At 35.6% G+C, this 22,691-nt stretch carries 25 protein-coding genes; 24 read left to right on the plus strand and 1 reads right to left on the minus strand.

Annotated features, from left to right (window positions below; genetic code table 11):
* Positions 1–5: 5 nt before the first annotated feature.
* The 16 genes from PECL_RS04280 to PECL_RS04355 all read left to right on the plus strand — a co-directional run bounded on the left by PECL_RS04280 (position 6) and on the right by PECL_RS04355 (position 13,385).
* On the plus strand, positions 6–872 hold the full coding sequence (locus PECL_RS04280) for a CvfB family protein (protein WP_014215362.1): 867 nt from the start codon (positions 6–8) through the stop codon (positions 870–872).
* 4 nt (positions 873–876) lie between these two features.
* Positions 877–1,764, plus strand: coding sequence for a site-specific tyrosine recombinase XerD (xerD, locus tag PECL_RS04285; protein ID WP_014215363.1), 888 nt, complete (start codon positions 877–879; stop codon positions 1,762–1,764).
* Between the two features lie 16 nt (positions 1,765–1,780).
* A complete protein-coding gene (locus PECL_RS04290; protein ID WP_014215364.1) occupies positions 1,781–2,143 on the plus strand; it encodes a hypothetical protein in 363 nt (120 codons plus the stop codon).
* On the plus strand, positions 2,133–2,888 hold the full coding sequence (locus tag PECL_RS04295; protein ID WP_014215365.1) for a segregation and condensation protein A: 756 nt from the start codon (positions 2,133–2,135) through the stop codon (positions 2,886–2,888). Before PECL_RS04290 ends, PECL_RS04295 begins: the two co-directional genes overlap by 11 nt.
* A complete protein-coding gene (gene scpB / locus PECL_RS04300) occupies positions 2,881–3,462 on the plus strand; it encodes an SMC-Scp complex subunit ScpB (protein ID WP_014215366.1) in 582 nt (193 codons plus the stop codon). Before PECL_RS04295 ends, scpB begins: the two co-directional genes overlap by 8 nt.
* A gap of 1 nt (position 3,463) precedes the next feature.
* Complete coding sequence (locus PECL_RS04305) at positions 3,464–4,198, plus strand: pseudouridine synthase (RefSeq protein WP_014215367.1); 735 nt, start codon at positions 3,464–3,466, stop codon at positions 4,196–4,198.
* Positions 4,188–5,231: a YpbB family protein gene (locus PECL_RS04310; RefSeq protein WP_014215368.1), complete on the plus strand. Its 1,044-nt coding sequence runs from the start codon at positions 4,188–4,190 to the stop codon at positions 5,229–5,231. The genes PECL_RS04305 and PECL_RS04310 overlap by 11 nt, the downstream gene beginning before the upstream one ends.
* Positions 5,212–6,630, plus strand: coding sequence for a RecQ family ATP-dependent DNA helicase (locus tag PECL_RS04315; protein ID WP_014215369.1), 1,419 nt, complete (start codon positions 5,212–5,214; stop codon positions 6,628–6,630). The genes PECL_RS04310 and PECL_RS04315 overlap by 20 nt, the downstream gene beginning before the upstream one ends.
* A gap of 68 nt (positions 6,631–6,698) precedes the next feature.
* Positions 6,699–7,349, plus strand: coding sequence for a LysM peptidoglycan-binding domain-containing protein (locus tag PECL_RS04320; RefSeq protein ID WP_014215370.1), 651 nt, complete (start codon positions 6,699–6,701; stop codon positions 7,347–7,349).
* An 11-nt stretch (positions 7,350–7,360) separates the two neighbouring features.
* Positions 7,361–8,032: a (d)CMP kinase gene (gene cmk / locus PECL_RS04325; RefSeq protein ID WP_014215371.1), complete on the plus strand. Its 672-nt coding sequence runs from the start codon at positions 7,361–7,363 to the stop codon at positions 8,030–8,032.
* A gap of 76 nt (positions 8,033–8,108) precedes the next feature.
* Positions 8,109–9,326: a 30S ribosomal protein S1 gene (gene rpsA / locus PECL_RS04330; RefSeq protein WP_014215372.1), complete on the plus strand. Its 1,218-nt coding sequence runs from the start codon at positions 8,109–8,111 to the stop codon at positions 9,324–9,326.
* A gap of 97 nt (positions 9,327–9,423) precedes the next feature.
* Positions 9,424–10,731, plus strand: coding sequence for a ribosome biogenesis GTPase Der (der, locus tag PECL_RS04335; RefSeq protein ID WP_014215373.1), 1,308 nt, complete (start codon positions 9,424–9,426; stop codon positions 10,729–10,731).
* A gap of 191 nt (positions 10,732–10,922) precedes the next feature.
* The gene (locus tag PECL_RS04340) at positions 10,923–11,198 is read left to right on the plus strand and encodes an HU family DNA-binding protein (protein WP_014215374.1); all 276 of its coding nucleotides are present in this window, start codon (positions 10,923–10,925) and stop codon (positions 11,196–11,198) included.
* A gap of 69 nt (positions 11,199–11,267) precedes the next feature.
* Positions 11,268–12,536, plus strand: coding sequence for a tetratricopeptide repeat protein (locus PECL_RS04345; protein ID WP_014215375.1), 1,269 nt, complete (start codon positions 11,268–11,270; stop codon positions 12,534–12,536).
* 3 nt (positions 12,537–12,539) lie between these two features.
* The gene (locus tag PECL_RS04350) at positions 12,540–12,857 is read left to right on the plus strand and encodes a hypothetical protein (RefSeq protein WP_014215376.1); all 318 of its coding nucleotides are present in this window, start codon (positions 12,540–12,542) and stop codon (positions 12,855–12,857) included.
* Positions 12,858–12,908: 51 nt separating this feature from the next.
* Entirely contained in the window at positions 12,909–13,385 is a 477-nt protein-coding gene (locus PECL_RS04355) for a nucleoside 2-deoxyribosyltransferase (RefSeq protein ID WP_014215377.1), read from the plus strand.
* Positions 13,386–13,465: 80 nt separating this feature from the next.
* Here the strand turns inward: PECL_RS04355 and PECL_RS04360 are convergent, their stop codons facing one another.
* A complete protein-coding gene (locus PECL_RS04360) occupies positions 13,466–14,344 on the minus strand; it encodes a YitT family protein (RefSeq protein ID WP_014215378.1) in 879 nt (292 codons plus the stop codon).
* Positions 14,345–14,455: 111 nt separating this feature from the next.
* Between PECL_RS04360 and PECL_RS04365 the strand changes: the two genes are divergently transcribed.
* From PECL_RS04365 to PECL_RS04400, 8 genes are all read left to right on the plus strand, one after another.
* The gene (locus PECL_RS04365) at positions 14,456–15,658 is read left to right on the plus strand and encodes a CCA tRNA nucleotidyltransferase (protein WP_041534608.1); all 1,203 of its coding nucleotides are present in this window, start codon (positions 14,456–14,458) and stop codon (positions 15,656–15,658) included.
* Position 15,659: 1 nt separating this feature from the next.
* Positions 15,660–17,534, plus strand: coding sequence for an ABC-F family ATP-binding cassette domain-containing protein (locus PECL_RS04370; RefSeq protein ID WP_014215380.1), 1,875 nt, complete (start codon positions 15,660–15,662; stop codon positions 17,532–17,534).
* 12 nt (positions 17,535–17,546) lie between these two features.
* The gene (locus tag PECL_RS04375) at positions 17,547–18,497 is read left to right on the plus strand and encodes a thymidylate synthase (protein WP_014215381.1); all 951 of its coding nucleotides are present in this window, start codon (positions 17,547–17,549) and stop codon (positions 18,495–18,497) included.
* 12 nt (positions 18,498–18,509) lie between these two features.
* Positions 18,510–18,992: a dihydrofolate reductase gene (locus PECL_RS04380; protein WP_014215382.1), complete on the plus strand. Its 483-nt coding sequence runs from the start codon at positions 18,510–18,512 to the stop codon at positions 18,990–18,992.
* Between the two features lie 72 nt (positions 18,993–19,064).
* Positions 19,065–19,910, plus strand: a complete 846-nt coding sequence (locus tag PECL_RS04385; protein WP_014215383.1) for a DegV family protein — start codon at positions 19,065–19,067, stop codon at positions 19,908–19,910.
* Between the two features lie 68 nt (positions 19,911–19,978).
* Entirely contained in the window at positions 19,979–20,200 is a 222-nt protein-coding gene (locus tag PECL_RS04390; RefSeq protein WP_014215384.1) for a YozE family protein, read from the plus strand.
* A 5-nt stretch (positions 20,201–20,205) separates the two neighbouring features.
* On the plus strand, positions 20,206–21,618 hold the full coding sequence (locus tag PECL_RS04395) for a S41 family peptidase (protein ID WP_014215385.1): 1,413 nt from the start codon (positions 20,206–20,208) through the stop codon (positions 21,616–21,618).
* Between the two features lie 170 nt (positions 21,619–21,788).
* Positions 21,789–22,691, plus strand: a complete 903-nt coding sequence (locus PECL_RS04400; RefSeq protein ID WP_014215386.1) for a GDSL-type esterase/lipase family protein — start codon at positions 21,789–21,791, stop codon at positions 22,689–22,691.

Below are 22,691 nucleotides of genomic sequence, written 5' to 3' on the forward strand. Positions count from 1 at the left end.
GAAATATGAATTCATTGATGGGTCAAGTTGCAACTGGTCAGGTAACTGATGAAAATGAGCAAAACTATTTTGTTCAGTTAGAGGATGGAAATACTTATCGACTAGATAAGGCTGAAATTAAAAAGCCACTTAAGTTAAAGAGTGTCTTCAAAGGTTTTGCTTATGAAAATAACAGTCACAACAAACAAATTACAAGGACCGCGCCAAATGTTAGAATTGGACGGTATGGATGGTCCAAAGTAGTTTCAAGTAGGCGTGATCTAGGTGTTTTTGTTGATATTGGATTATCTAATAAAGATATCGTTGTGTCTCTAGATAATTTACCAACAGAAAAAAAACTTTGGCCAAAAACAGGTGACAAATTACTAGTTCGCTTAGATGTTGATGATAAAGATAGAATGTGGGCAATTCCAGCAGACTCAAATGTTTTTCAAAAAATTTCATTGTCAGCCAAGCCTGAAATGAAAAATAAAAATATTACTGCTACATCATATCGACTCAAGATGTCCGAGACACTGATTATTACAGATCATAATAATCTTGGATTCATTCATCCCAGTGAAAGAGATGTGGAACCTCGATTAGGTCAGAGCCTAAGGGGACGTGTTATTTCAGTTGGTACAGATGGCGTACTAAACGTTTCTCTTAAGCCACGTAGTTATGAAGCTATTGGTGATGATGCATCTATGCTAATTGCACTGCTCGAACATGATCCAAACCATCATTTAAAACTTAATGATCACAGTTCACCTGAAGATATAAAGAACGTAGTTGGACTTAGTAAGTCGCAATTTAAGCGTGCATTAGGACATATTTTAAAAACGGGAAGTATTATACAAGATGAAACTGGAATTTCATTAAAGGAGCAGTAGCATCTTGAACGATCTAATTAACGACTATCTTCATTCTCTTCGTGTTGAAAAGGGGCTATCTGAAAATACTATTATTAGCTATCGTCAAGAATTAGTTCGGTTTAGGGACTATTTAGCCCAAAAAGAAATCACAGATTTGACATCAATTGATCGATATCTTATTTTAGATTATCTTAACGAATTGGATCAGCGAGGCCGCGCCAAGAATTCAATTATTCATACAGTATCGAGCTTGCGTAAGTTTTTTAAGTATTTATTGATAGAGGAGAAAATCAACGATGACCCCATGGCCAATGTGGCACCGCCTAAAAAGTCGAAACATTTACCATCTGTTTTAACTTCTGATGAGGTTGAAAAGCTTCTGCGCGTACCAAATATACAAACCAATTTAGGGGTGCGAGATAGATCCCTATTGGAGGTAATGTATGCCACTGGAATGCGGGTTAGTGAGGTTATTAATCTAACCCTATCAGAGTTGCATCTTGAGATGGGATTAATAGAGACGATTGGAAAAGGTGATAAAAAAAGAATAATTCCAATCGGTGATATTGCAATTAAGTGGCTCACTGAATACTTGACGATAGCTAGACCGCAATTATTAAAAACACAACACTTTGACCAAGTATTTCTAAATCAACGGGGAAAGCCCTTGACTCGTCAAGGAGTTTGGAAAAATTTAAAAAAGATGGTACAAAGTGCTGGGATTAATAAGAATATTACGCCCCACACTTTACGTCACTCGTTTGCTACTCATTTGTTAGAGAATGGTGCAGATTTAAGAATTGTACAGGAATTGTTAGGTCATTCAGACATTTCTACAACGCAAATTTACACACATGTCACACAGCAAAGATTAGCAAATGTATACGACAAATATCATCCTAGGGCTTAAGTAATTAGGAGCATATATGTTAATAAGATATTCAGAATCGAATCGCAAGGTTACGATGGGAATTCTCTCTTTTATGGATGGACTCTCAAATATGGAACTTATAAATAAAACCATTGATATTTTTTCTGAAAATGACAATAAATTGATCTATTTGCAAAAGAATAATGATCAATTTATTGGAGTTGCACTTGTGATTATTGATAATAACTGTGTTATTTTGGATCGAATGGCATTTATTCCAAACGAAAATACCGTGTATAATCAGAATGACATATTGAGATCTTTACAATCCATTTATCCGCATAAAAGACTGATGGGGTCACTTAAAACTGCATCAGTTTTGGAAAGATTTGAAATGAGTCAGAATCATGAAGAATGAAAATAACAAAGTAACTTTACCAAATGTAAAAATTGCTGAATTTGAAGGACCGTTGGATCTATTGTTGCATCTTATTCGCATTGCAGAAATGGATATTTATGATATTCAAATTTCATTAATTACAGAACAGTATTTGGACTATCTTCATTCACAAAAAGAGCTCCATTTAGACATCGCTGGTGAATATTTATTGATGGCCGCAAAACTAACTGAAATAAAAGGAAGAATGCTACTTCCGATCGAAGCTGAAGATGTGGAAGAAGAACCCGATGATCCGCGTGATGAGTTAGTCGATCAGTTAGTAGAGTACCAGCAGTATCAAGAAGCTTCTGCTGCATTAAAGGAATTTGAACTAGAACGTCAGGAACTTTTTTCGCGACCAGCGGCTGATATTCCAGAGGGTTTGCCGATTTCCAGATTAGCACCAGGTGTAAAGGTTAGTGATTTGGAGAAAGCCTTCAAAAAAATTGTAGCTCGTCAATTAACCTCCGTTCCGGTGATACAAACCATCCAGGAAGATGATGTTTCCGTTGCTGATCGTATGGAAATGGTTGTAAAGCAGATTCACGATGTATCGCATCCACTTCTATTTACGACCTTATTTAAAAATTCATATTCCAAAAGTGAGTTAGTCACCACGTTTTTGGCTATTCTTGAGCTAGCTAAGGATGAGATTATTACAATTTTTCAAACAGAAGACACCAATGAAATTTATATAAATAACAGGAATGATAAAAATGAATAATTTACAGCAAATTGAGGCACTACTTTTTATTAGTGGTGATAGTGGGATTAATGAATCCCAACTTTCTGACATTACGGGCTTTTCGCGTCCTGCAATTAGAGAAATAATCACTAGTTTAAACAAAAAATATGCCTCTGATGAATCAACTGCATTAGAAATTTTATATGCAGGGGATTCCTATAAATTAGTTACAAAAAAAGAATTATCGGGTCTTTTAACTAAGTATTTTGAAGCGCCATTGCAATCTAGACTTTCGGCGGCGGCACTTGAAATCCTTACAATTATCGCCTATCGTCAACCAATTACTAGGGTAGAAATTGATCAAATTAGAGGGGTACAAAGTGGAGGATCTATTCAAAATCTAGTGGTAAGAGATCTAATTGAAGTTACTGGGAGATTAGAAGAGCCTGGACGCCCCAAGCTGTATGGAACAACATCTGAATTCCTCGATTATTTTGGCTTATCTAAGATTAGTGACTTACCAAAATTACCAGATGTAAAAAATAGTGAAGAAAAAATTAATAGTGGAGATTTATTTTTAAAGGAATTTAATAATCAGGAGGATGATAATTAGTATGAATGAAATTCGATTACAAAAGGCAATGGCAGATGCTGGTGTTACCTCAAGAAGAAAATCAGAAGAGTTAATTTTGGCAGGACATGTAAAGGTTAACGGAAAAAAAGTTAGTCAACTTGGAACAAAGGTTTCGCCACATGATGAAATAATGGTTGATGGTATACCGGTTGAGCGTGAAAAGTTAGTTTATTACCTACTTTATAAGCCAAGAAGTGTTATAACATCAGTAAAAGATGAAAAGAATAGGGTAACTGTTATGACCTTTTTTCCAGATGTAGATGAACGTATTTATCCAGTAGGTCGTCTAGACTACGATACGTCAGGTGCTGTTTTGATGACAAATGACGGTGAGTTAGCTAATCAATTAATGCATCCTAAATTTAAAATGGAAAAAACATATCAGGCGAAGGTTCGTGGTATTGTAACTCCTGACGATTTAAAGCGATTAGAAGCAGGAGTAGTAATTGATAGACGTAAAACAGCAAAGGCAAAAGCAAGTTTGATCAGCACTGATAACGTCAAAAAAACTTCATTGGTTTCTTTAACGATTCATGAGGGGCGCAATCATCAAGTAAAAAAAATGTTTCAAGTTATAAATAAACCAGTTATGAAATTAAAACGTGAAAGCTATGGCTTTTTGAATCTTGATGGGATTCAACCAGGAAAATGGCGCGCTTTAAAATTAAATGAAGTAAATCGGCTAAAACAGCAGGTTATGAGAAATGCTAAGTAGAGAAGTTCTACTCTTTTTTTTCGATGAGCAACAACCCCGTCGGCAAAAAAATATTTATAATGTCTTGCGAGGGGTAAGCACTGTTTCAAACTTATTTTGGGCACAGCAGTATAATTTACTAGACTTCTGGCGTTATTATCCCCATTTAGAACTGAATGAGTACTCACAAATAATTCGTGAGGCTATTGAAACTGGTAATTTATTGAAGGTAGGGGATAATAAGTTAATCAGAGGTGCAAACCTTGAGATAGTTTCCTCAAATGTTGAGCATGGTCTACAGTCGTATTTCGACTTTGATAAATTAATTCAGTTAATTGAGTTAGCAGTTCAAGTGGTTTCGGAATTAAGTTTCCAAAATAAATTTTACTCTCCATCGATTGATGATATGGAGTTATTGTGGCAAATTAAGATTTGGTTGAATCATGTAAAAACTAAAGACAACATAAGCGAATTTGTGGCAAAATTTCAATCTGAATTAACAGTGATAGGGACAAATTTACCTGAAGAAAACTCTGTACTACTTTTCAACCAATTCGTAGGACATAAGCACGTTGGATTAACAACTGAACAATTAAGCAGGGCTCTTAATATTGCAGCATTTGAAATTGATTTTCGAATTCGAGAGACATTTTTAGAGGTTATTAATATCGTCGAAAATAAAAAACTCCCCCTTTTTTCAGCGTTGATTACTCCTGTTCAAAGTAGTAGTAAGTTGACACATAGTGCGCTAATTTCGTGGAATCTTTTTAAGAACGGTACTGAAATTCCTAAAATTGCAAGTTTGCGGCGAATAAAAGAGAATACGGTACGTGAGCACTTAATGATGGCTGCCATTCTTGAAGCAGATTTCCCCTTTGAAAAATTTATAGATTTAGATTTATTTTTAGATGAGTTTGATTTGAACTCTAAGAAACCAGATGAGTGGACATATCAAATGGTATTGCAAAAAGATGCTTCGGTTTCTTTTTTTTCTTTCAGACTAGCTCAAATAAAGCAAGGACAACTTAATTATCTTGACAAAAAAAGAACTTGAAAAATTTTTACAAAAAAAATTTAATTTTAATCATTTTAGAGAGGGACAATTTGATGTAATTAACTCACTTCTAAATAAGAGAAATACTCTGGCAATTTTACCGACTGGCGCCGGGAAAACCTTAATTTATCAATTTTATGGCGAATTACTAAAGGTACCAGTGCTTATTGTTTCTCCATTACTTTCTTTAATTGGCGATCAAGTTGCTCGAATACGACTTAGTGGTGAGTCACGTGTTGCTGATTTATCATCTCGACAAACTTATCAGGTGCAACAGGAAACGCTAAATCATCTTTCTAACTACCGTTTTTTATTTATTTCACCTGAACAGGCGGCAAAGCCAGAAGTCCAAGAAAAATTACGCTCGGTTCGATGGGGGTTGCTTGTAATTGATGAAGCACATTGCATTCCAAAATGGGGACCGTCGTTTAGACCGGATTATTTACGCCTTGGTGAACTAAGGAAAAAGCTAAAAAATCCGCTAACCCTCATGCTAACAGCCACTGCAAGTGAAGAGACTCGTAGTTTGATTATTCAATATTTAAATTTATCATTTGTAGATGTGAACACTATTATTCGGTCGGTAAATCGTCCGAATATTTATATGAATTTTGATAATTTGTCAACGAATGACAACAAAAATAAAGAACTATTACGTCTCCTACGTGAATTACCCAGAGGAGGAATAATTTATTTTTCTAGTCGGAAGATAGCCAATCAAGTTTCCGAATTAATTGATGAGAACACAGATTTTTCTTCTTCTGCGTATCATGCTGGGATGGATACTTATCAACGGTTCAAAATACAAAACCAGTTTATAAATGATAATATTGACGTAATTTGTGCTACCAGTGCTTTTGGTATGGGGATTGATAAGGATAATATTCATTTTGTAATTCATTACCATATGCCCGGCAACATTGAAAGCTTTGTGCAAGAAATTGGGAGAGCAGGTCGAAATGGAGAGCAGGCTATTTCCATATTGTTGTATCAAACTGGCGACGAGAATATACCGCAAAATTTGTCTAGTTTCTCAATTCCTGGACAGGAAGTTATCGAAAGCTATTTTGAAGGTAAAAATTCAAATGAGCTACTAAGATACTATTCTGAGCAAGGATTAAAAAAAGAGGACGTGCTTAAAGTGTTTGAACAGCAACAAGAGCAGCAACGACGAGAAATTCGCAAAATGTTAGAGTTTATTCATACAAATGGTTGTCATCGGGAGTATTTATTGCATGCATTTGATGAATCTGGTTATCAACATAATCAAATTAAATTATGCTGTTCAAATGAAGTAAACGTTAGTGCAATCCGCTTTATTGAAAGACATGAAAAGAAGCAATTGTCATCTGTTTTATCATGGAAACGCGCATTATTAAAATTATTTAACAGTCGTTAAGTTACGATAGTTATTTTATTAAAAATACTGTAAAATACATACTCGAATGAATTGAAGGAGGAAGAGTTTTGAGTAAAAAAAATGATCAGCTATGGAATAATTCTTTTGATGATTCAAAGGAGGCGGCTTCACAGACTGACGATGCATCATCAAGATCTCAATACCAGAAAAAGCGGCGAAGATCTTCTCTACTAGTATGGATACTGTCAGGAGTTGTGGCTATTCTGGCAATCGGTTCGATTGCGACATACATGGCACAACGAGGTAGTTTTAATACTGCATCAAAATCGTCAAGTTCTGTTGCTATTTCTTCCAAGAAAGCGGCATCCTCTAAAGAGAGTGAGAAAAAAGAATCCGATAAAAGTAAGGATGATAAATCAAAAGCCGATAAAACTAAAGACACAGACAAAAAAAGCAGTTCAAACAGTTCGGCAAGTGAAAGCAGTGTAAGTTCAAGTAGTAATCAATCTTCCTCGCAAACCAATACCACTGATAACACAAAAGAACAATCTACAAATTCACAAAGTAGTAATGAACCAACAAGTAGTAATAATACTCAATCAAACAATGGTAATAATCAATATGCCACAGTTCAGGCAGGTCAAGGCTTATACCGCGTAGCTGTAAACAATGGCATTTCAGTACAAGAATTACTTCAACTAAACGGATTATCTTCTGGATCAGATATTCAACCTGGTCAACAATTAAGGGTGAGATAGGAGCTAGATAAATGAGTAAAGATTTACAAATTGCAATTGATGGTCCCGCTTCGGCTGGAAAAAGTACGGTAGCCAAAATTATAGCAGCAAAACTAGGATATATATATTGTGATACCGGGGCTATGTATCGTGCAGTCACTTACAAGGCACTTCAAGATAGAATTGATTTGACAGATGAGCAAGCAGTTATGCAAATGCTTAGTGACACTAAAATAACTTTTATTCCTGGAGAGCCTGTTCAAAAAGTATTCGTTAATAACCAAGAGATTACTAAAGAAATTCGACAACCTGAGGTTACAAATTCAGTATCAACAATTGCGGCGCTCCAAGGTGTTCGAAAGCGACTCACTGTTGACCAACGAAAGCTTGCTGAAAATGGTGGAATTGTAATGGATGGACGTGACATCGGTAGTACTGTTTTACCCAATGCACAGGTAAAAATATTTTTGATTGCAAGTGTGGATGAGCGAGCAGAACGCCGTTATAAAGAAAATATTCAAAAGGGAATCACTACTGATCTTGAGACTTTAAAACAAGAAATTGCAGTTAGAGATCAAAAAGATTCAACTAGAAAAGTTTCACCACTAACTAAAGCTGATGACGCAATTGAAGTTGATACAACATCAATGAATATTGAACAGGTTGTAGCTAAAATTCTGGAAATTGTTGCGAAAAAGAGTTAATTTACTGTTGAACTAGCTTTTCTGGACAAATTTAGATATTATATAAGGGTAGTGTTCTAAAGGGGGACGATTTAAGATGGTCGAAAATAATGTTAATCAAAATAATGATCTATTAAACGCAATTAATAGCGTTGGTGATGTTCAAATTGGTGATGTCGTTACTGGTGAAGTTTTAGACATTGATGATTCTCGTCAATTAATTGTTGGAATTCAAGGTGCTGGTGTCGAAGGGGTCGTACCACTTCGCGAGTTATCAAATAAGCATATTGATGATATTAATGAAGTTGCTAAGATTGGTGATGAATTAGAATTAGTAGTCATTTCTAAGATTGGAAACGATAAAGAGGGTGGAAGTTATTTACTCTCAAAGAAACGTCTTGAAGCTCAAGCAATCTGGAAAGATATTCAGGCTAAAGAAGACAACAATGAAACACTTGAAGTGCCAGTTACCCAAGTTGTTAAGGGTGGTCTAGTAGTTGATGCTGGTGTTCGAGGCTTTATTCCTGCTTCAATGATTGAAAATCGTTTTGTCAATAATCTTTCAGCATATGAAGGTAAAACCTTAAAGGTTAAAATCATTGAAATTGATGCCACAAAAAACCGTTTGATTTTATCTCATAAAGACGTATTAAATGAGGAACGCGCTGCTAAGCGTGAGGAAGTACTTAACTCAATTCACGAGGGTGATATTGTAGAAGGTAAAGTTGCCCGCTTAACTAACTTTGGTGCATTTATCGACCTTGGTGGTATGGACGGTTTAGTCCATATCTCTGAAATTTCATATGAACGAGTTAACAAACCTGAAGATGTCCTCAAAGTTGGCGAGGATGTTAAAGTTAAGGTGTTGTCTGTAGATCCAGAAAGGAATCGTATTTCACTTTCAATTAAACAAACACTAGCTGGACCATGGGATGACATTGAAACAAAGGCTCCTGTTGGTGCTGTGTTGGACGGAAAAGTTAAACGTTTAACTGATTTTGGTGCTTTTGTTGAAGTATTTCCAGGAGTTGAAGGTCTAGTTCATATTTCTCAGATCTCACATAAACATATTGCTACGCCTGGAGATGTTTTGAAGTCTGGCGAAGATGTTAAGGTTAAGGTTTTGGATGTTCGTCCAGAAGAACACCGTCTAGCATTGTCAATTAAGGCACTTGAAGAGGCTCCTAAGGGTGATAACACTAGTTCATCCAATAATGAATCAGTTAATATCGCTAATGATGCTCCTGAAGAAGAATCAGGGTTCACACTAGGTGATTTGATTGGTAACGAATTAAAAGGCTCTGATAAAGAATAATTGATTTAAATCAAGAGGCTGGGAAAAAACATTTGTTTTTTCCGGCCTTTTAAATTTTAAGTGAAAAATATTTATAAATGAACTTGGAGGAAGAATTATGGCAAATCCAACGGTTGCAATTGTTGGTAGACCTAACGTGGGAAAATCGACGATTTTTAATCGTATTGCGGGTGAACGAATTTCTATCGTTGAAGATACACCCGGTGTGACGCGAGATCGAATTTATGCACATTCAGAATGGTTAGGACATCCTTTCAATTTGATTGATACAGGTGGAATTGATTTGGGAGATGAACCATTTCTAGAAGAAATTAGAAGTCAAGCAGAGATTGCGATTGATGAAGCAGATGTAATTGTATTTATTGTTAGTGTAAAAGAAGGAGTGAGTGACGCTGATGAGGCCGTTGCAAAAATTCTATATACAGCAAAAAAGCCAGTTATATTAGCTGTTAATAAGGTTGATAATCCTGAATTGAGACAAGAAATTTATGATTTTTATAGTCTAGGATTAGGTGATCCGTATCCTATTTCTGGTAGTCATGGACTGGGTACTGGAGATTTATTAGATGCAGTAATTGCTGAATTTCCTGACAATGAAGAGGTTGTTGATGATCCTGCGATTCGTTTTAGTTTAATTGGACGTCCTAATGTTGGTAAATCATCAATGGTTAATGCAATTTTAGGAGAAAATAGGGTGATTGTTTCTGACATTGCGGGTACGACCAGAGATGCAATTGACTCAAGATTTCAAGTTGACGATGATGAATTCGTAATGGTAGATACAGCCGGAATTCGAAAAAAAGGCAAGGTTTACGAGAATACAGAGAAATATAGTGTTATTAGAGCATTGAAAGCAATTGATAACAGTGATGTAGTCCTAGTAGTCTTGAATGCCGAGGAGGGTATTAGAGAGCAGGATAAGCGGGTTGCAGGCTATGCGCATGAAGCAGGTCGTGGGATCATAATTGTTGTAAATAAATGGGATACATTAAAAAAAGACAATCATACATTAAAAGACTTTGAAAATACAATCCGATCTGAGTTTGCTTATTTAAGTTATGCCCCCATTGTCTTTGTATCCGCTAAAACAAAGCAACGGCTCGAACAGTTACCAGCGCTAATCAAAAGGGTTAATACTAACCATTCAAGGCGAGTGCAATCATCAGCATTGAACGATGTTGTTATGGATGCAATTGCAATTAACCCAACTCCAAGTGAGAATGGCAAGCGACTTCGTGTTTATTACGCAACGCAAGTTAGCACGGAACCGCCTACATTTGTTATTTTTGTTAACGATCCGGATTTAATGCATTTTTCATATGCACGTTTTCTTGAGAACCAAATTCGGGCTGCTTTTGATTTTGAGGGTACACCAGTTCACTTAATTGAAAGGCGTCGTAAATAAATTTATTTGACATAAAATGCGTACAAATTTGGTGTTAATCGCTCTAAAAGGCTTGTTTTATAGTGTTTTCTATGATATATTTCAATTTGAAATAATAGTGACGCGCTTATTGTTTCAGCATTTTTGGACCACTCAAAAATGATTTTTCAAGACTTTAGTGTTTTGATATTCTAAATCGGGAGGTGAAACACATGGCAAACAAAGCAGAGTTAGTTGATAATGTTGCTAAGAAAACAGGTTTAACTAAAAAAGATGCAACAGCTGCTGTTGAAGCAGTATTTGGCTCAGTTCAAGATAACTTGAAGAAGGGCGAAAAAGTTCAATTGATCGGTTTTGGTACTTTTGAAGTACGTGAACGTGCAGCTCGCAAGGGCCGTAACCCTCAAACTGGTAAAGAGATCGAAATTCCTGCAAGTAAGGTTCCTGCCTTCAAACCAGGTAAAGCATTGAAAGATGCTGTTAAATAGTGATTTCTGAACTTTTTAGTCAGCATAGCTTCGGTTGTGCTGGCTTTTTGTTTGCCATGATAATTTAAAATGAATAATACAACATATTCTGAACAAACTTTAAATGCTATTGAATCTGGTGATATTGAAGAGGATAATCGATTATTTAGTTGGGCACTGCGTAAAGATGATGATGAAACCATCTACAATTTAGCTGGAGAATTATTTGCAATTGGCTATGATACTAAAGCATTAAGGATATATCAAAAATTAATGAAAAAATATCCTGCTGATTCTGAGTTTAAAATTGATTCAGCGGAAATTTTAATTGATCAAGGAAAAAACGATGAGGCAATTGAACTACTAGATAGTGTAGATCCAGATTCGGAAAATTATCTTCAGGCGCTGCTGGTTGCAGCTGATTTATATCAAACTGAGGAATTGTTTGAGGTCTCAGAAAGTAAGCTATTAGAAGCATATTCAATAGCCCCTGATGAACCAGCGATTGTTTTTGCTTTAGCTGAATTGTACAACAATATGCAAGATTATGAGCAGGCTACAAAATATTATCTAGATTTAATTCAACGTGGAATTCCTAAATTTGCTCAAACAAATTTGGTTGAAAGATTGGCTAATTCATATGCAGCAGCAGGTAAATTTGAAACTGCTATCGCTTATTTTGACCAAATTCACGAGAAGGATTTAACGCCAAATATCCTTTTTCAAACTGGATTAACGTACTTACAGTTAAAAGAAAACGAACGTGCTCGTGAAGCTTTTGAACGAGTTATAGAAATGGATGCAACTTTTGCTTCTGTATATCCCTATCTTGTTCAAACTTATGCGGAAGATGAGGATTGGAAGAATGCCCTGAAGGCTGCGCAGGAAGGGCTTGGGGTTGACAGTTACAACATTGATTTGTATCTGCAGGCCGCTACAATGGCTGAACATTTACAACAGGTGGACGAAGTCGAAGAATTTTTGAGAAAGGGATATCAAACTGATCCCGAAAATGTGGAAATTTTAATTAGATTAACTGATTTTTTGAATCGACAGGATAACTATCAAAATACATTAAAGATCCTAGAAAATGTCGAGTTTACGGATCCACAACTTGAATGGAATTACGCGATCGCATCATGGCATCAAGACGATATTCACCAAGCAAGCGAGTCATTTGAAGCTGTTGGTGATGCCTTGGATGACAACGCAGTCTTCCTGAAAGATTACTTTACTTTTTTGATTGAACAGGGTGAAGTTGAAAAGGCAGTTTCGAAACTACGAAAATATGTATTGTTGGAACCCGAAGATATTGAGATGCAGGACCAGTTAATGCAGTATGAGGAGCAAGGATATTAAGGTATGATTAATTCAAACAAGTATAAAGTAAAAGATTGGTCACCAAAGTTCAATAAAAAAGCAGCGGAAGTTATGCGAACCTCCAAAATTTGGGATGAGACAGGATTGTTTTCCAAATTTGACGATCAATCTTTTGTTGACCAACAAAATTATTTAAAACAGACCATAGCAAAGGAACTTAAAATAAAGCTAGTTACAAGTTTCAATGAAAGAACAATTTTCGCTGTGTGTGGAATTAATGATGAGCATCAAATTTTTTACTGTGCTGAGAAGGAAAAACAATTAGAGTTTAACGCTACTGATTTCAAAGAGTTATTTTAATTGTGTTATATTGGTAATGTACTAAAATTTAAAAAGGACGGTATTTTATCTATGACTTCGACGAAATCAATTTATTTGGCTGGTCCATTTTTTGATGATAACCAAATCAATCGAATTAATCAGGTACTAGAACTGCTTCAAAAAAATGACACTGTCAATTCTGATAGGATTTTTGTTCCAATGCAACATCAAATGGAAAGTGAAAAATTTGGATCATTTCGTTGGCAAGTTGGTGTTTTTGAAAGTGATATTCGACAGGTTCGGACAGCTGATGTTGTGGTAGCCGTTCTTGATTATTCAAAAGACGGGGATGAGGTCATATCTGATCCAGGAACCGTCTTTGAAATTGGAATGGCCTTTGAACACGGAGTCCCAGTCGTTTTGGTCCAGTTTGATGAATCTAAAAAAATGAATCTAATGTTAGCGCGTAGTTATGCTACATTCTTCCGTGGGGATGGGATTCAAAACTTAGCTTCTTACAACTTTAACGAACTACCTTCTAATATTTTGGATGTCGATGTTTTTTAATTAATAGAGCAGAAAATAAAGTAATACCCCCAAAGTTAGTTTATAGCTTTGGGGGTATTACTTTGTTTTATTCCACGTTATTATTTTCGAGCAGGTTTTCCGGTAGGGGAATCATAGGTAAATCCTTCGCCAAGTGCTTCGTTTACATCAATAATAGACGTAAATGCTTGTGGATCAATTCGATTGATTATTCTTTTAGCAACTTGCAGTTCATTTGAAGCAACAACACAGTAAACCATTTCCCGTTCATCTTTAGAATAGGCACCCTGTATATGAATAAAAGAAGCACCCCTTAAAAGTTCGTCCATTAAAGCCTGAGCAACTGATTCGGGGTTACTACTGATAATTAAGAGACCACGGTCTGAATATGAACCTACTTGTGTAAAGTTAACAATTCTAGAGAAAACATAGGCTGCGAGGAGAGTATACATCATGTGAACTACGTCTATATAGCAAAGGGATGCTGTTAGAACCAAAGCATCTAGCGCGAATAGAGTCTGTCCCATTGGAATCCCACGTTCTTTTTCAAATATCTTCGCAACTACGTCCGTTCCGCCGGTCGTTCCGCCAAAACGATATACAAGCCCACTACCAAAACCGCCTGCTAAACCAGCTAAAATACCGGCAATAAACATATCATGATGAATATTTAACGATATGGGAACACGTTGCCATATATATAATGAAAACGAAAGGGCAAAGGTTCCATAAATTGTATAAATCAGAGAACGTTTACCTAAAAAACGATATCCAATAAAAATTAACGGAATATTAATTGCCAGCGTGGAGAACGCTGGATCAATGTGAAGAAGCGCCCTTAAAATAAGGGTAATACCTGTAACTCCACCTTCTGAAAGATCATTAGGAATGTTAATAACTGCTAAACCAAGACCGTAGAGACAACAACCAAGTGTAATCATAACAAAATCAATCAGACGAAGTGATTCATCTTTTTGCATATTTTTACCTCCAACAATTAATCATGCTAATAATCATAACATAGGGTTGTGATTTAAAATAACTGCCGATTTTGTTAATATTGAAGAGGTGTAAAAAAAGGAGTGGTTTTTTTGAAGTTAACTGAAATTCCCGAAGAGTTTCGTAAAGCACGACCAATTTTAAAAAAAATCAATGATGCTGGATTTAAAGCATATTTTGTTGGGGGAAGCGTTCGGGATTCAATCTTAAACAAGCCTCTGCATGATATTGACATTGCAACGAGTGCTTATCCAACTGAGATTAAACAAATTTTCCCAAAAACTGTTGATACTGGAATTAAACACGGAACAGTTATGGTAATCGACGATGGAACTGGATATGAGATCACAACCTTTCGAACTGAAGGAGCCTATCAAGATTTTCGTCGGCCTGATAATGTAACCTTTGTCAGATCGCTTGAAGAGGACTTGAAGAGGCGAGACTTTACGATTAATGCATTGGCATTAAGTGAAGATGGCAATATAATCGACTTGTTTGGTGGGATCAAAGATCTTAATAATCATATGATCAGAGCAGTAGGAGATCCGGAAGAACGGTTTCACGAAGATGCGTTACGAATGATGCGGGCTGTTCGTTTTGCGAGTCAACTTGATTTTTCAATTGAAAAAAATACCATTGACGCAATTACTAAAAATAGTCATTTGTTGAAAAAAATTGCAGTTGAACGAATCCTAGTTGAATTCGAAAAAATGATGCTGGGAAAAGATCCTAGTATTGGGATTTCTGAAATGCTAGAATCACATATGACGGAATTTATACCAGAATCTAAGGTTATTACAGAGGCCCTCAATGACTTGTCAGATAAAAAGTTCCTTAATATTGAAAATACCGTGCAACTTTGGTCAATAATATTATTTACTACGAAACAGAAAGCTAGTGAAATTCATAGCTTTTTAAAAAAATGGAAAACCTCCAACGAATTAATTCAAAATGTTCAAGACACGGTCTTCTTCCTAGAGGGAATGCGCAGTAATCGAATCAATAATCAATTATTATTTAATACCGGGGAAAAGAATCTTGAAAATGCACTGCACATCAGTGGCTTGTTTGAAATGGATGTAAAAAATTATAAGAAGGACTATGAAAAACTAACTATTAAAAGCAATAAAGAATTGGCGATTACTGGTAATGATTTGATTTTAAATGATTTGGCCGAACCTGGTCCTCAAATGGGAGTGATCCTTAAACGACTTAAAGAGCAAGTGATTGATGGAATGGTTGCCAATGAAAAGAACAAACTACTTGAAATCGCAAAGACAATAAAGGAATTATAGAATGCAAACTTTAAAAGCTGAAAAGCTAACAAAAACTTATGGTGAAAAAACACTTTTTAACAAAATTAATTTTATTATTAATGAACAAGACCGCATTGGATTAATTGGTATGAATGGAACAGGTAAAACTAATCTGTTAAATGCAATTGCTAACGTTGATCCAGCAGATTCTGGAGAGATAATCGTTCCAAACGATTACTCAATATCCTATTTGCGTCAAACTCCAGATTTCAACACAGATATGACTGTTCGTAATGCCATTTATAATGGTGATCAACCCGTTTTTGCTGCCATAAATAACTATGAGAACGCTGTTAATGCATATGCAGCAAATTCGTTATCAGATGATGTTATTAAGCGATTTAATAATGCTGAAGCTGAGATGAATCGTTTGGACGCGTGGAATACAGAAAGTGACATTAAAACGATTCTAACGCAGTTGCACATTGGAAACCTTGACAGTCCTATTGACAGTTTATCTGGTGGACAGGTGAAACGAGTAGCTTTGGCACAGGCATTATTAGAAAAATCTGACTTACTAATTTTGGACGAGCCAACTAATCATTTGGATTTTGATTCAATTACGTGGTTGGAGACATATTTAAAAAACTATCCCGGAGCTATTTTATTGGTCACACATGACCGTTATTTCTTAGATCGTGTTACAAATCATATTTGGGAATTATCATTTGGTGACCTGATTGAATACCAGGGAAATTATCAAAAGTATTTGGAACAAAAGGCAATTCGGGATGAGCAATTATCTAGTAGTCAAACTAAGGCGAAAAAGCTCTATAAATCCGAATTAGAATGGATGAAACGCGGGCCGCAAGGACGTGGAACAAAGCAACAGGCAAGAATTAACCGATTTAATGAGTTAAGCGATAATGTGAATGCCTCGATTCAAAACCAAGATAACGTTGAAATTGATTTTGCACAACGCAGACTGGGTAAAAAGGTAATTAATATTAAAAATGCTTCATTGACTATTGATAATAAAACAATTCTATCTGATTTTTCTGAGCTGATTCAGGCGGGTGAACGAATTGGTATTACAGGTGAAAATGGAGCCGGAAAATCAAGCTTTTTAAATAGTATCGCTGGTAAACTTTCTCTCGATAAGGGAACAATTGAGCTGGGGGAAACTGTTCACTTAGGATATTACACACAACAAACAGAACCGATTCCGGGTAACGAGCGAATTATTAGCTACTTATCAAAGGTTGGACAGGAGGTTGTTAATTCTGAAGGCGAACGAATTAGTGTTGCGAGTTTATTGGAACGTTTTCTTTTTCCAAGCAACATGCATGGAAGCTTAATTCGTAAGTTGTCAGGTGGAGAAAAAAGGCGACTCTATTTAATTAAAATATTGATGGAGCAACCAAACGTTTTATTGTTAGATGAACCAACTAATGATTTGGATATTCCAACTTTAACCGTTTTAGAAGATTATTTGGCTAAGTTTAATGGGACTGTTTTAACAGTTTCGCATGACCGTTATTTCTTGGATAAAACCAGTGATCGTCTTTTGATTTTTGAAGGAAATGGAAGAATACTCAATTATCAAAAGTCAATTTCAGATTATCTGGCTAAACAAAGCGATCTTTCTCAAAGTCATGTTAGTGAAAAAAAGGAAAATAGCAAAGTTAAGACGTTAGTGAAAAAACGAACATACATGGAACAAAAAGAATGGGAGTTAATTGAAGGTGACATTGCTAAGCTAGAAAAAACACAATCAAGAATTGAAAATCAGATGGGTGAAACCGGTGTTGACTATGGTAAACTTTCTGAGTTGCAAAATGAGTTAAATGAGATTAACTTAGAACTATCTGAAAAAATGGATCGATGGGAGTATCTGGCAGATTTTGAACAATAAGAGGGGTGCGGAATGCTAGAAGATCAATATTTGAATTTAGAAAAATATGTTTTAGAACATGGTAATCAAAAAGGGGATAGGACAAATACTGGAACTTTAAGCACATTTGGATACCAAATGCGTTTTGATTTAAGTGAGGGATTCCCACTCTTAACAACCAAAAAAGTACCCTTTGGATTAATTAAAAGTGAACTGCTGTGGTTTCTTAAGGGTGATACCAATATTAAATACCTGTTAGAACATAAGAATCATATTTGGGATGAGTGGGCATTTAAAAATTGGATTGAGAGCGAAGACTACGTAGGACCGGATATGACCGATTTTGGTCATCGATCACAGACGGATTCTGCGTTCAGAGACGAATATCGCGCCCAGATGAAAATCTTTAATGATAACATTTTGAATGACGATGATTTCGCTAATAAGTTTGGAGATTTAGGTGATGTTTATGGTAGTCAATGGAGGGCTTGGAAAACGCGACGCGGGGATACAATTGATCAGATTGCCAATGTAATTAATATGATCAAGGAAACACCAAATTCAAGGCGAATGATCGTATCTGCCTGGAATCCAGAAGATGTGCCAACAGTAGCACTTCCTCCGTGTCATACCATGTTCCAATTCTATGTTGCAAATGGGAAACTTAGTTGTCAATTGTACCAAAGAAGTGGTGATATTTTTTTAGGAATACCATTTAATATTGCAAGCTATGCTCTTTTAACAGAGATGATTGCAAAAGCAACTGGCCTTGAAGTGGGCGAGTTTATTCATACAATTGGGGACGCACATATCTATTTGAACCATATTGAACAAGTTAAAGAACAACTGATGCGTACTCCTAAAAAAGCACCAAAGCTCATTTTTAAAAATACCCATGAAAATATTTTTGATTACAAGGTTGATGACATCGTTGTTGAAAATTACGACCCATATCCTGTTATTAAAGCGCCAGTAGCAGTATAAGGAGGATTTATCATGATTGCATTAATTGTTGCAATGGATAACAAGCGTGGTATTGGAAAAAATAATACTATTCCTTGGCATTTACCAGATGATGTTAAATTTTTTAAAGATACAACTACAGGTCACAGCGTCATCATGGGAAGAAAAACCTTTGAATCAATCGGAAAACCGTTAAGGAATAGGCAAAATATTGTAATAACGAGAGCTTTTGAACAATATGTTGATAAGGAAAATCTTCAATTCGTTCACTCAATGGATGAAGTGGAAGAATATATTGATACACACGCTGAACAAGATTTTTTTGTGATTGGTGGTTCAAAAGTTTATCAAGAATTTAGTAACTTAGCCGATAGAATATATTTGACTCAAATTAAGGCGGATTTTGAATGTGATACTTTTGCTCCCGAATTCAATCTTAGTGAATATAAATTGATTGAACAAAAAGAAGTTGATACACCGATTGCCCATGAGTTTCAAACTTGGCAGCGGAAGTAAATTAGAGTGTGAACGCTTACTAGATTTTGGTATAATTAAAATAGTATGAATATTTAGAAAGAGTGGCAGACGATGGCAAAAATTAAGATTGTAACTGATTCATCTTGTGGAATTACGGAGGAAGAGAAAGTTAAATATGACGTCTCAATTGTGCCTCTATCAGTGATGATTGATGACACAGTTTACGTTGAGGGCGAAACAATCTCGAACGAGGAATTTATTAAAAAGATGGATAAGTCAGCCTCTCTTCCTAAAACTAGTCAACCGCCCCTTGGTCGGTTTGTAGACCTTTTTGACAAATTGGGTGAAGATGGTAGTAGTGTTATTTGTTTTAACATGCTAGAGGCAATCAGTGGAACGGTTCATGCTGCTGAACAAGCTGCTACCCTGAGTAAAACGGATGTTACCGTAGTTGATAGTCAGTACACGGATCGTGCCCTTGCATTTCAAGTAATTGAGGCAGCAAAATTAGCGCAGGCTGGGGCAGGTAAAGAGGAAATTCTCAAACGTGCTCGTTTCGTTCGGGACCATACAAAACTATATATGGGTGTTGTCAATCTTGAAAACCTTGTTAAAGGTGGGAGATTAGGACGATTGAGTGGAATGATTGGTGGATTATTAAACATCAAAATTGTTCTACAAGTTGAAAACGGTGAATTAAAAGTTTTAAATCGAGGACGGGGTATGAAATCCTTGAAAAAATTTTACGATGGTGTATATACCAAGATGAAAGATGCTTCAAAGATTGCTTCAGTTGGTATATCACATGTAGAAGCTTTTGATATGGTTCATGATATCAAATCTCATGTTGGTCAATTTTTTCCAGAAGATCAAATTTGTGTTAGGGAAACGGTTCCAATTATTGCTACTCATGCTGGAATGGGTGCATTTTGCTTAATGTATTTTACCGAAGAATAGTTAATTTTTCAGAGTCATGGTGTTCAGCCGGTTGACTCTGATTTTTATATTTAAGGAGTTTAGAATTTATGAGACGGAGTTTTTATCAATATCTAATGACTCAAAGAAATCCCGAGTCAACGGAAGAGGTTGCAACATTTGCCAATAACGCGTTTTTTGACCAGAGTTTTCCAAAACAGGCACAATCATTTGATGAACTAAGTAAATACTTAGAATTGAATGGAAATTATCTGTTAAGCATGTCTATTTTTGATGATGCGTGGCAAATGTATTTAGAAAGTGAGAATTGAATTTAATGCGTAATTTAATTAGAAAACGGCCAATTTTAAATATGATTATTTCACTAATCATAGGGGGTGTTTTGACATTAGGGTTAATTTTTTTGCTGTTCTGGCAATCAATCAAGAGCAACCAGGAAAGTAATGAAAATATTCAACAGATTTCTAGCGTTTATCAGCAAATTGAAAGTGGATATTATAAAAAAGTTGACGGGAACAAATTAAAAAAAGGGGCAATTAATGGCATGTTATCAGAGTTAAACGACCCTTTCTCGGATTATCTAACGAATTCTGATGCAACTCAATTAAACGATACAGTTTCAGGTTCCTTTGGTGGAGTTGGAATTCAAGTTTCAAGTGAGAATGGAAAGATTACAGTAATGTCTGCCATTGATGGAACACCTGCAAAAAGAGCTGGCTTAAGGGCTGGAGATATTATAATTAGTATTGATGGTAAAAACGTAAAGGACAAGAACATATCGGATGTTACTGATCTAATGCGTGGTAAAATTAAAACAAAAGTTGTTGTTGGAATTGATCGCGATGGACATAAATTTGAAAAAACACTGGTCAGAGCTAAAATTCCAGTTAAAACTGTTAATTATAGAGTTATTAAGAATTCTAAAATTGGCTACATTAGTATTTCCACAGTTTCGCAGAATACAGCAAGTGAACTTAAAACTGCTTTAAAATCGCTGAATCACGAGGGCGTAAATTCATATATTTTAGATGTGCGAAATAATCCTGGCGGATTAATGGATCAGGCTCTAAAAATGTCCTCTATGTTTCTAAAAAATGGTAAAACTATTATGCAGGTTGAAGATCGGTCTGGTAATAAGGAAGTCTATAAGGCATCCTCAAAATTAGATAATGGATATAAAGTTACCAAACCGGCAGTTGTCCTAATCAATGGTGAGAGCGCTAGCGCTGCGGAGATATTTGCTGCAGCTTTAAACCAGTCTGCTGGTATAAAGTTAATCGGATCACAAAGCTATGGAAAAGGGACCGTGCAAACGGTATCTAATTTGACAGACAATAGTGAGTTGAAATTAACAATTGCTAGGTGGTTAACACCTGATGGAACTTGGATAAATAAAAAAGGGCTGACTCCCACAATTAAATCAGATTATCCGAAAATGGCATATTTACCACCTTTTTCAAAGAATAATGATTTAAAAGAGGGTGAGAAGTCCACAGAAATCAAGAATCTCTCGATTGCTTTGAAAGGATTGGGTGATTACTCAGGAGATATCACGGATCAATTTTCTAGTAAATTGCAACAAGGCGTGATTAAATTCCAGAAAGATAATTCCATTGAGGCAGACGGAATTGTGAATAATAAGACAAAACAAAAGATTGAAAACAAAATTATCGATAAGCTTTCGGGAACTGATCCAGTACTTACTAAGGCTGAAGAAACACTTAAATAGTAAAAATATAGTTTTACCTCAATAATTGATATGGTATTTTAAAATTGTTTCAAACAAATATTTTGCATGTTGTTTTAGGATTTACTGGTATATAGGAGAATTTATTTTATTTTTTGGTAAATTAAGTAAAAGTTTAAAGCTTATTTATTGCATTGAAGGGTTTAATTAGAATGAAAAAAAGGATTTGGTTAGTTATAGGTTGCCTTGTTATTGGATTAATTGCCGTTTCGAGTTATTACTTCTACCGAAACATGGGAAATAAAACCCAAACCTCACTAGTAGTTAAAAAGAGGACAGCAAATATTGTTGCAATTGGTGATTCTCTGACATACGGAGTTGGTGACGAGTCTGAACATGGATACGTTGGACAGATAAAAGACAAGCTTTCAAAGCAAAAAAATTTAAAGATTGTTACGCATAATTACGGTATCTCTGGGGAACGGTCAGACCAAATTAATAAGCGAATAGGCAATGAGGCAAAACTTCAAACTAATTTGAAAAAAGCTAATATTATTGTTTTGACGGTTGGAGGAAATGATTTGTTTCAAAATTTCCAAAAAGTATTGTTTACTAGCTCTACTAATGGTGCCGAGCAACGTCTATCTGTTGCACAAACTGCGTATAAACAAAAGTTATTAACTTTAATGAGTTCTATTCGAAAGTATAATCTTACTGCTCCAATTTTTGTGTTTAGTATCTATAATCCGTTCTACGTTTACTTTTCAAATGTTAGCCTAATTAATCAAACTGTTTCAAATTGGAATGGGACAACTAAAAATGTGGTTAATGGAACAGCAGGCGCGCACTTTATTGACATTAATAAAACGCTATCAGACGGGCAATATGATACGCCAGCTAAACGTGCGGCGTTATTAACCAAAAATCAATCAGCTAATGATGGAGAGTTATCGTTGCAGCAAATTGAAAATATTGAATCAAATAAATCGGAAGCAAATAAATATATCTCAGATGTGGATAATTTTCATCCAAATAAAAGGGGTTACCAACAAATGACGACTGCATTGTATAAAAGTTTGCGCAAAAATATTTCTTGGATTGGAGCGGATAACTAG

The sequence above is a fragment of the Pediococcus claussenii ATCC BAA-344 genome (genome assembly GCF_000237995.1).
GTDB lineage: Bacteria > Bacillota > Bacilli > Lactobacillales > Lactobacillaceae > Pediococcus > Pediococcus claussenii.

Coding starts and splice junctions, on each gene's coding strand:
- PECL_RS04360 (WP_014215378.1), bottom strand. CDS start 14,344: ATGCAAAAAGATGAATCACTTCGTCTGATTGATTTTGTTATGATTACA.
- PECL_RS04290 (WP_014215364.1), top strand. CDS start 1,781: ATGTTAATAAGATATTCAGAATCGAATCGCAAGGTTACGATGGGAATT.
- PECL_RS04400 (WP_014215386.1), top strand. CDS start 21,789: ATGAAAAAAAGGATTTGGTTAGTTATAGGTTGCCTTGTTATTGGATTA.
- PECL_RS04295 (WP_014215365.1), top strand. CDS start 2,133: ATGAAGAATGAAAATAACAAAGTAACTTTACCAAATGTAAAAATTGCT.
- rpsA (WP_014215372.1), top strand. CDS start 8,109: ATGGTCGAAAATAATGTTAATCAAAATAATGATCTATTAAACGCAATT.
- PECL_RS04355 (WP_014215377.1), top strand. CDS start 12,909: ATGACTTCGACGAAATCAATTTATTTGGCTGGTCCATTTTTTGATGAT.
- PECL_RS04375 (WP_014215381.1), top strand. CDS start 17,547: ATGCTAGAAGATCAATATTTGAATTTAGAAAAATATGTTTTAGAACAT.
- PECL_RS04345 (WP_014215375.1), top strand. CDS start 11,268: ATGAATAATACAACATATTCTGAACAAACTTTAAATGCTATTGAATCT.
- PECL_RS04305 (WP_014215367.1), top strand. CDS start 3,464: ATGAATGAAATTCGATTACAAAAGGCAATGGCAGATGCTGGTGTTACC.
- PECL_RS04380 (WP_014215382.1), top strand. CDS start 18,510: ATGATTGCATTAATTGTTGCAATGGATAACAAGCGTGGTATTGGAAAA.
- PECL_RS04385 (WP_014215383.1), top strand. CDS start 19,065: ATGGCAAAAATTAAGATTGTAACTGATTCATCTTGTGGAATTACGGAG.
- PECL_RS04310 (WP_014215368.1), top strand. CDS start 4,188: ATGCTAAGTAGAGAAGTTCTACTCTTTTTTTTCGATGAGCAACAACCC.
- cmk (WP_014215371.1), top strand. CDS start 7,361: ATGAGTAAAGATTTACAAATTGCAATTGATGGTCCCGCTTCGGCTGGA.
- PECL_RS04390 (WP_014215384.1), top strand. CDS start 19,979: ATGAGACGGAGTTTTTATCAATATCTAATGACTCAAAGAAATCCCGAG.
- scpB (WP_014215366.1), top strand. CDS start 2,881: ATGAATAATTTACAGCAAATTGAGGCACTACTTTTTATTAGTGGTGAT.
- PECL_RS04395 (WP_014215385.1), top strand. CDS start 20,206: ATGCGTAATTTAATTAGAAAACGGCCAATTTTAAATATGATTATTTCA.
- PECL_RS04370 (WP_014215380.1), top strand. CDS start 15,660: ATGCAAACTTTAAAAGCTGAAAAGCTAACAAAAACTTATGGTGAAAAA.
- PECL_RS04350 (WP_014215376.1), top strand. CDS start 12,540: ATGATTAATTCAAACAAGTATAAAGTAAAAGATTGGTCACCAAAGTTC.
- PECL_RS04340 (WP_014215374.1), top strand. CDS start 10,923: ATGGCAAACAAAGCAGAGTTAGTTGATAATGTTGCTAAGAAAACAGGT.
- der (WP_014215373.1), top strand. CDS start 9,424: ATGGCAAATCCAACGGTTGCAATTGTTGGTAGACCTAACGTGGGAAAA.
- PECL_RS04280 (WP_014215362.1), top strand. CDS start 6: ATGAATTCATTGATGGGTCAAGTTGCAACTGGTCAGGTAACTGATGAA.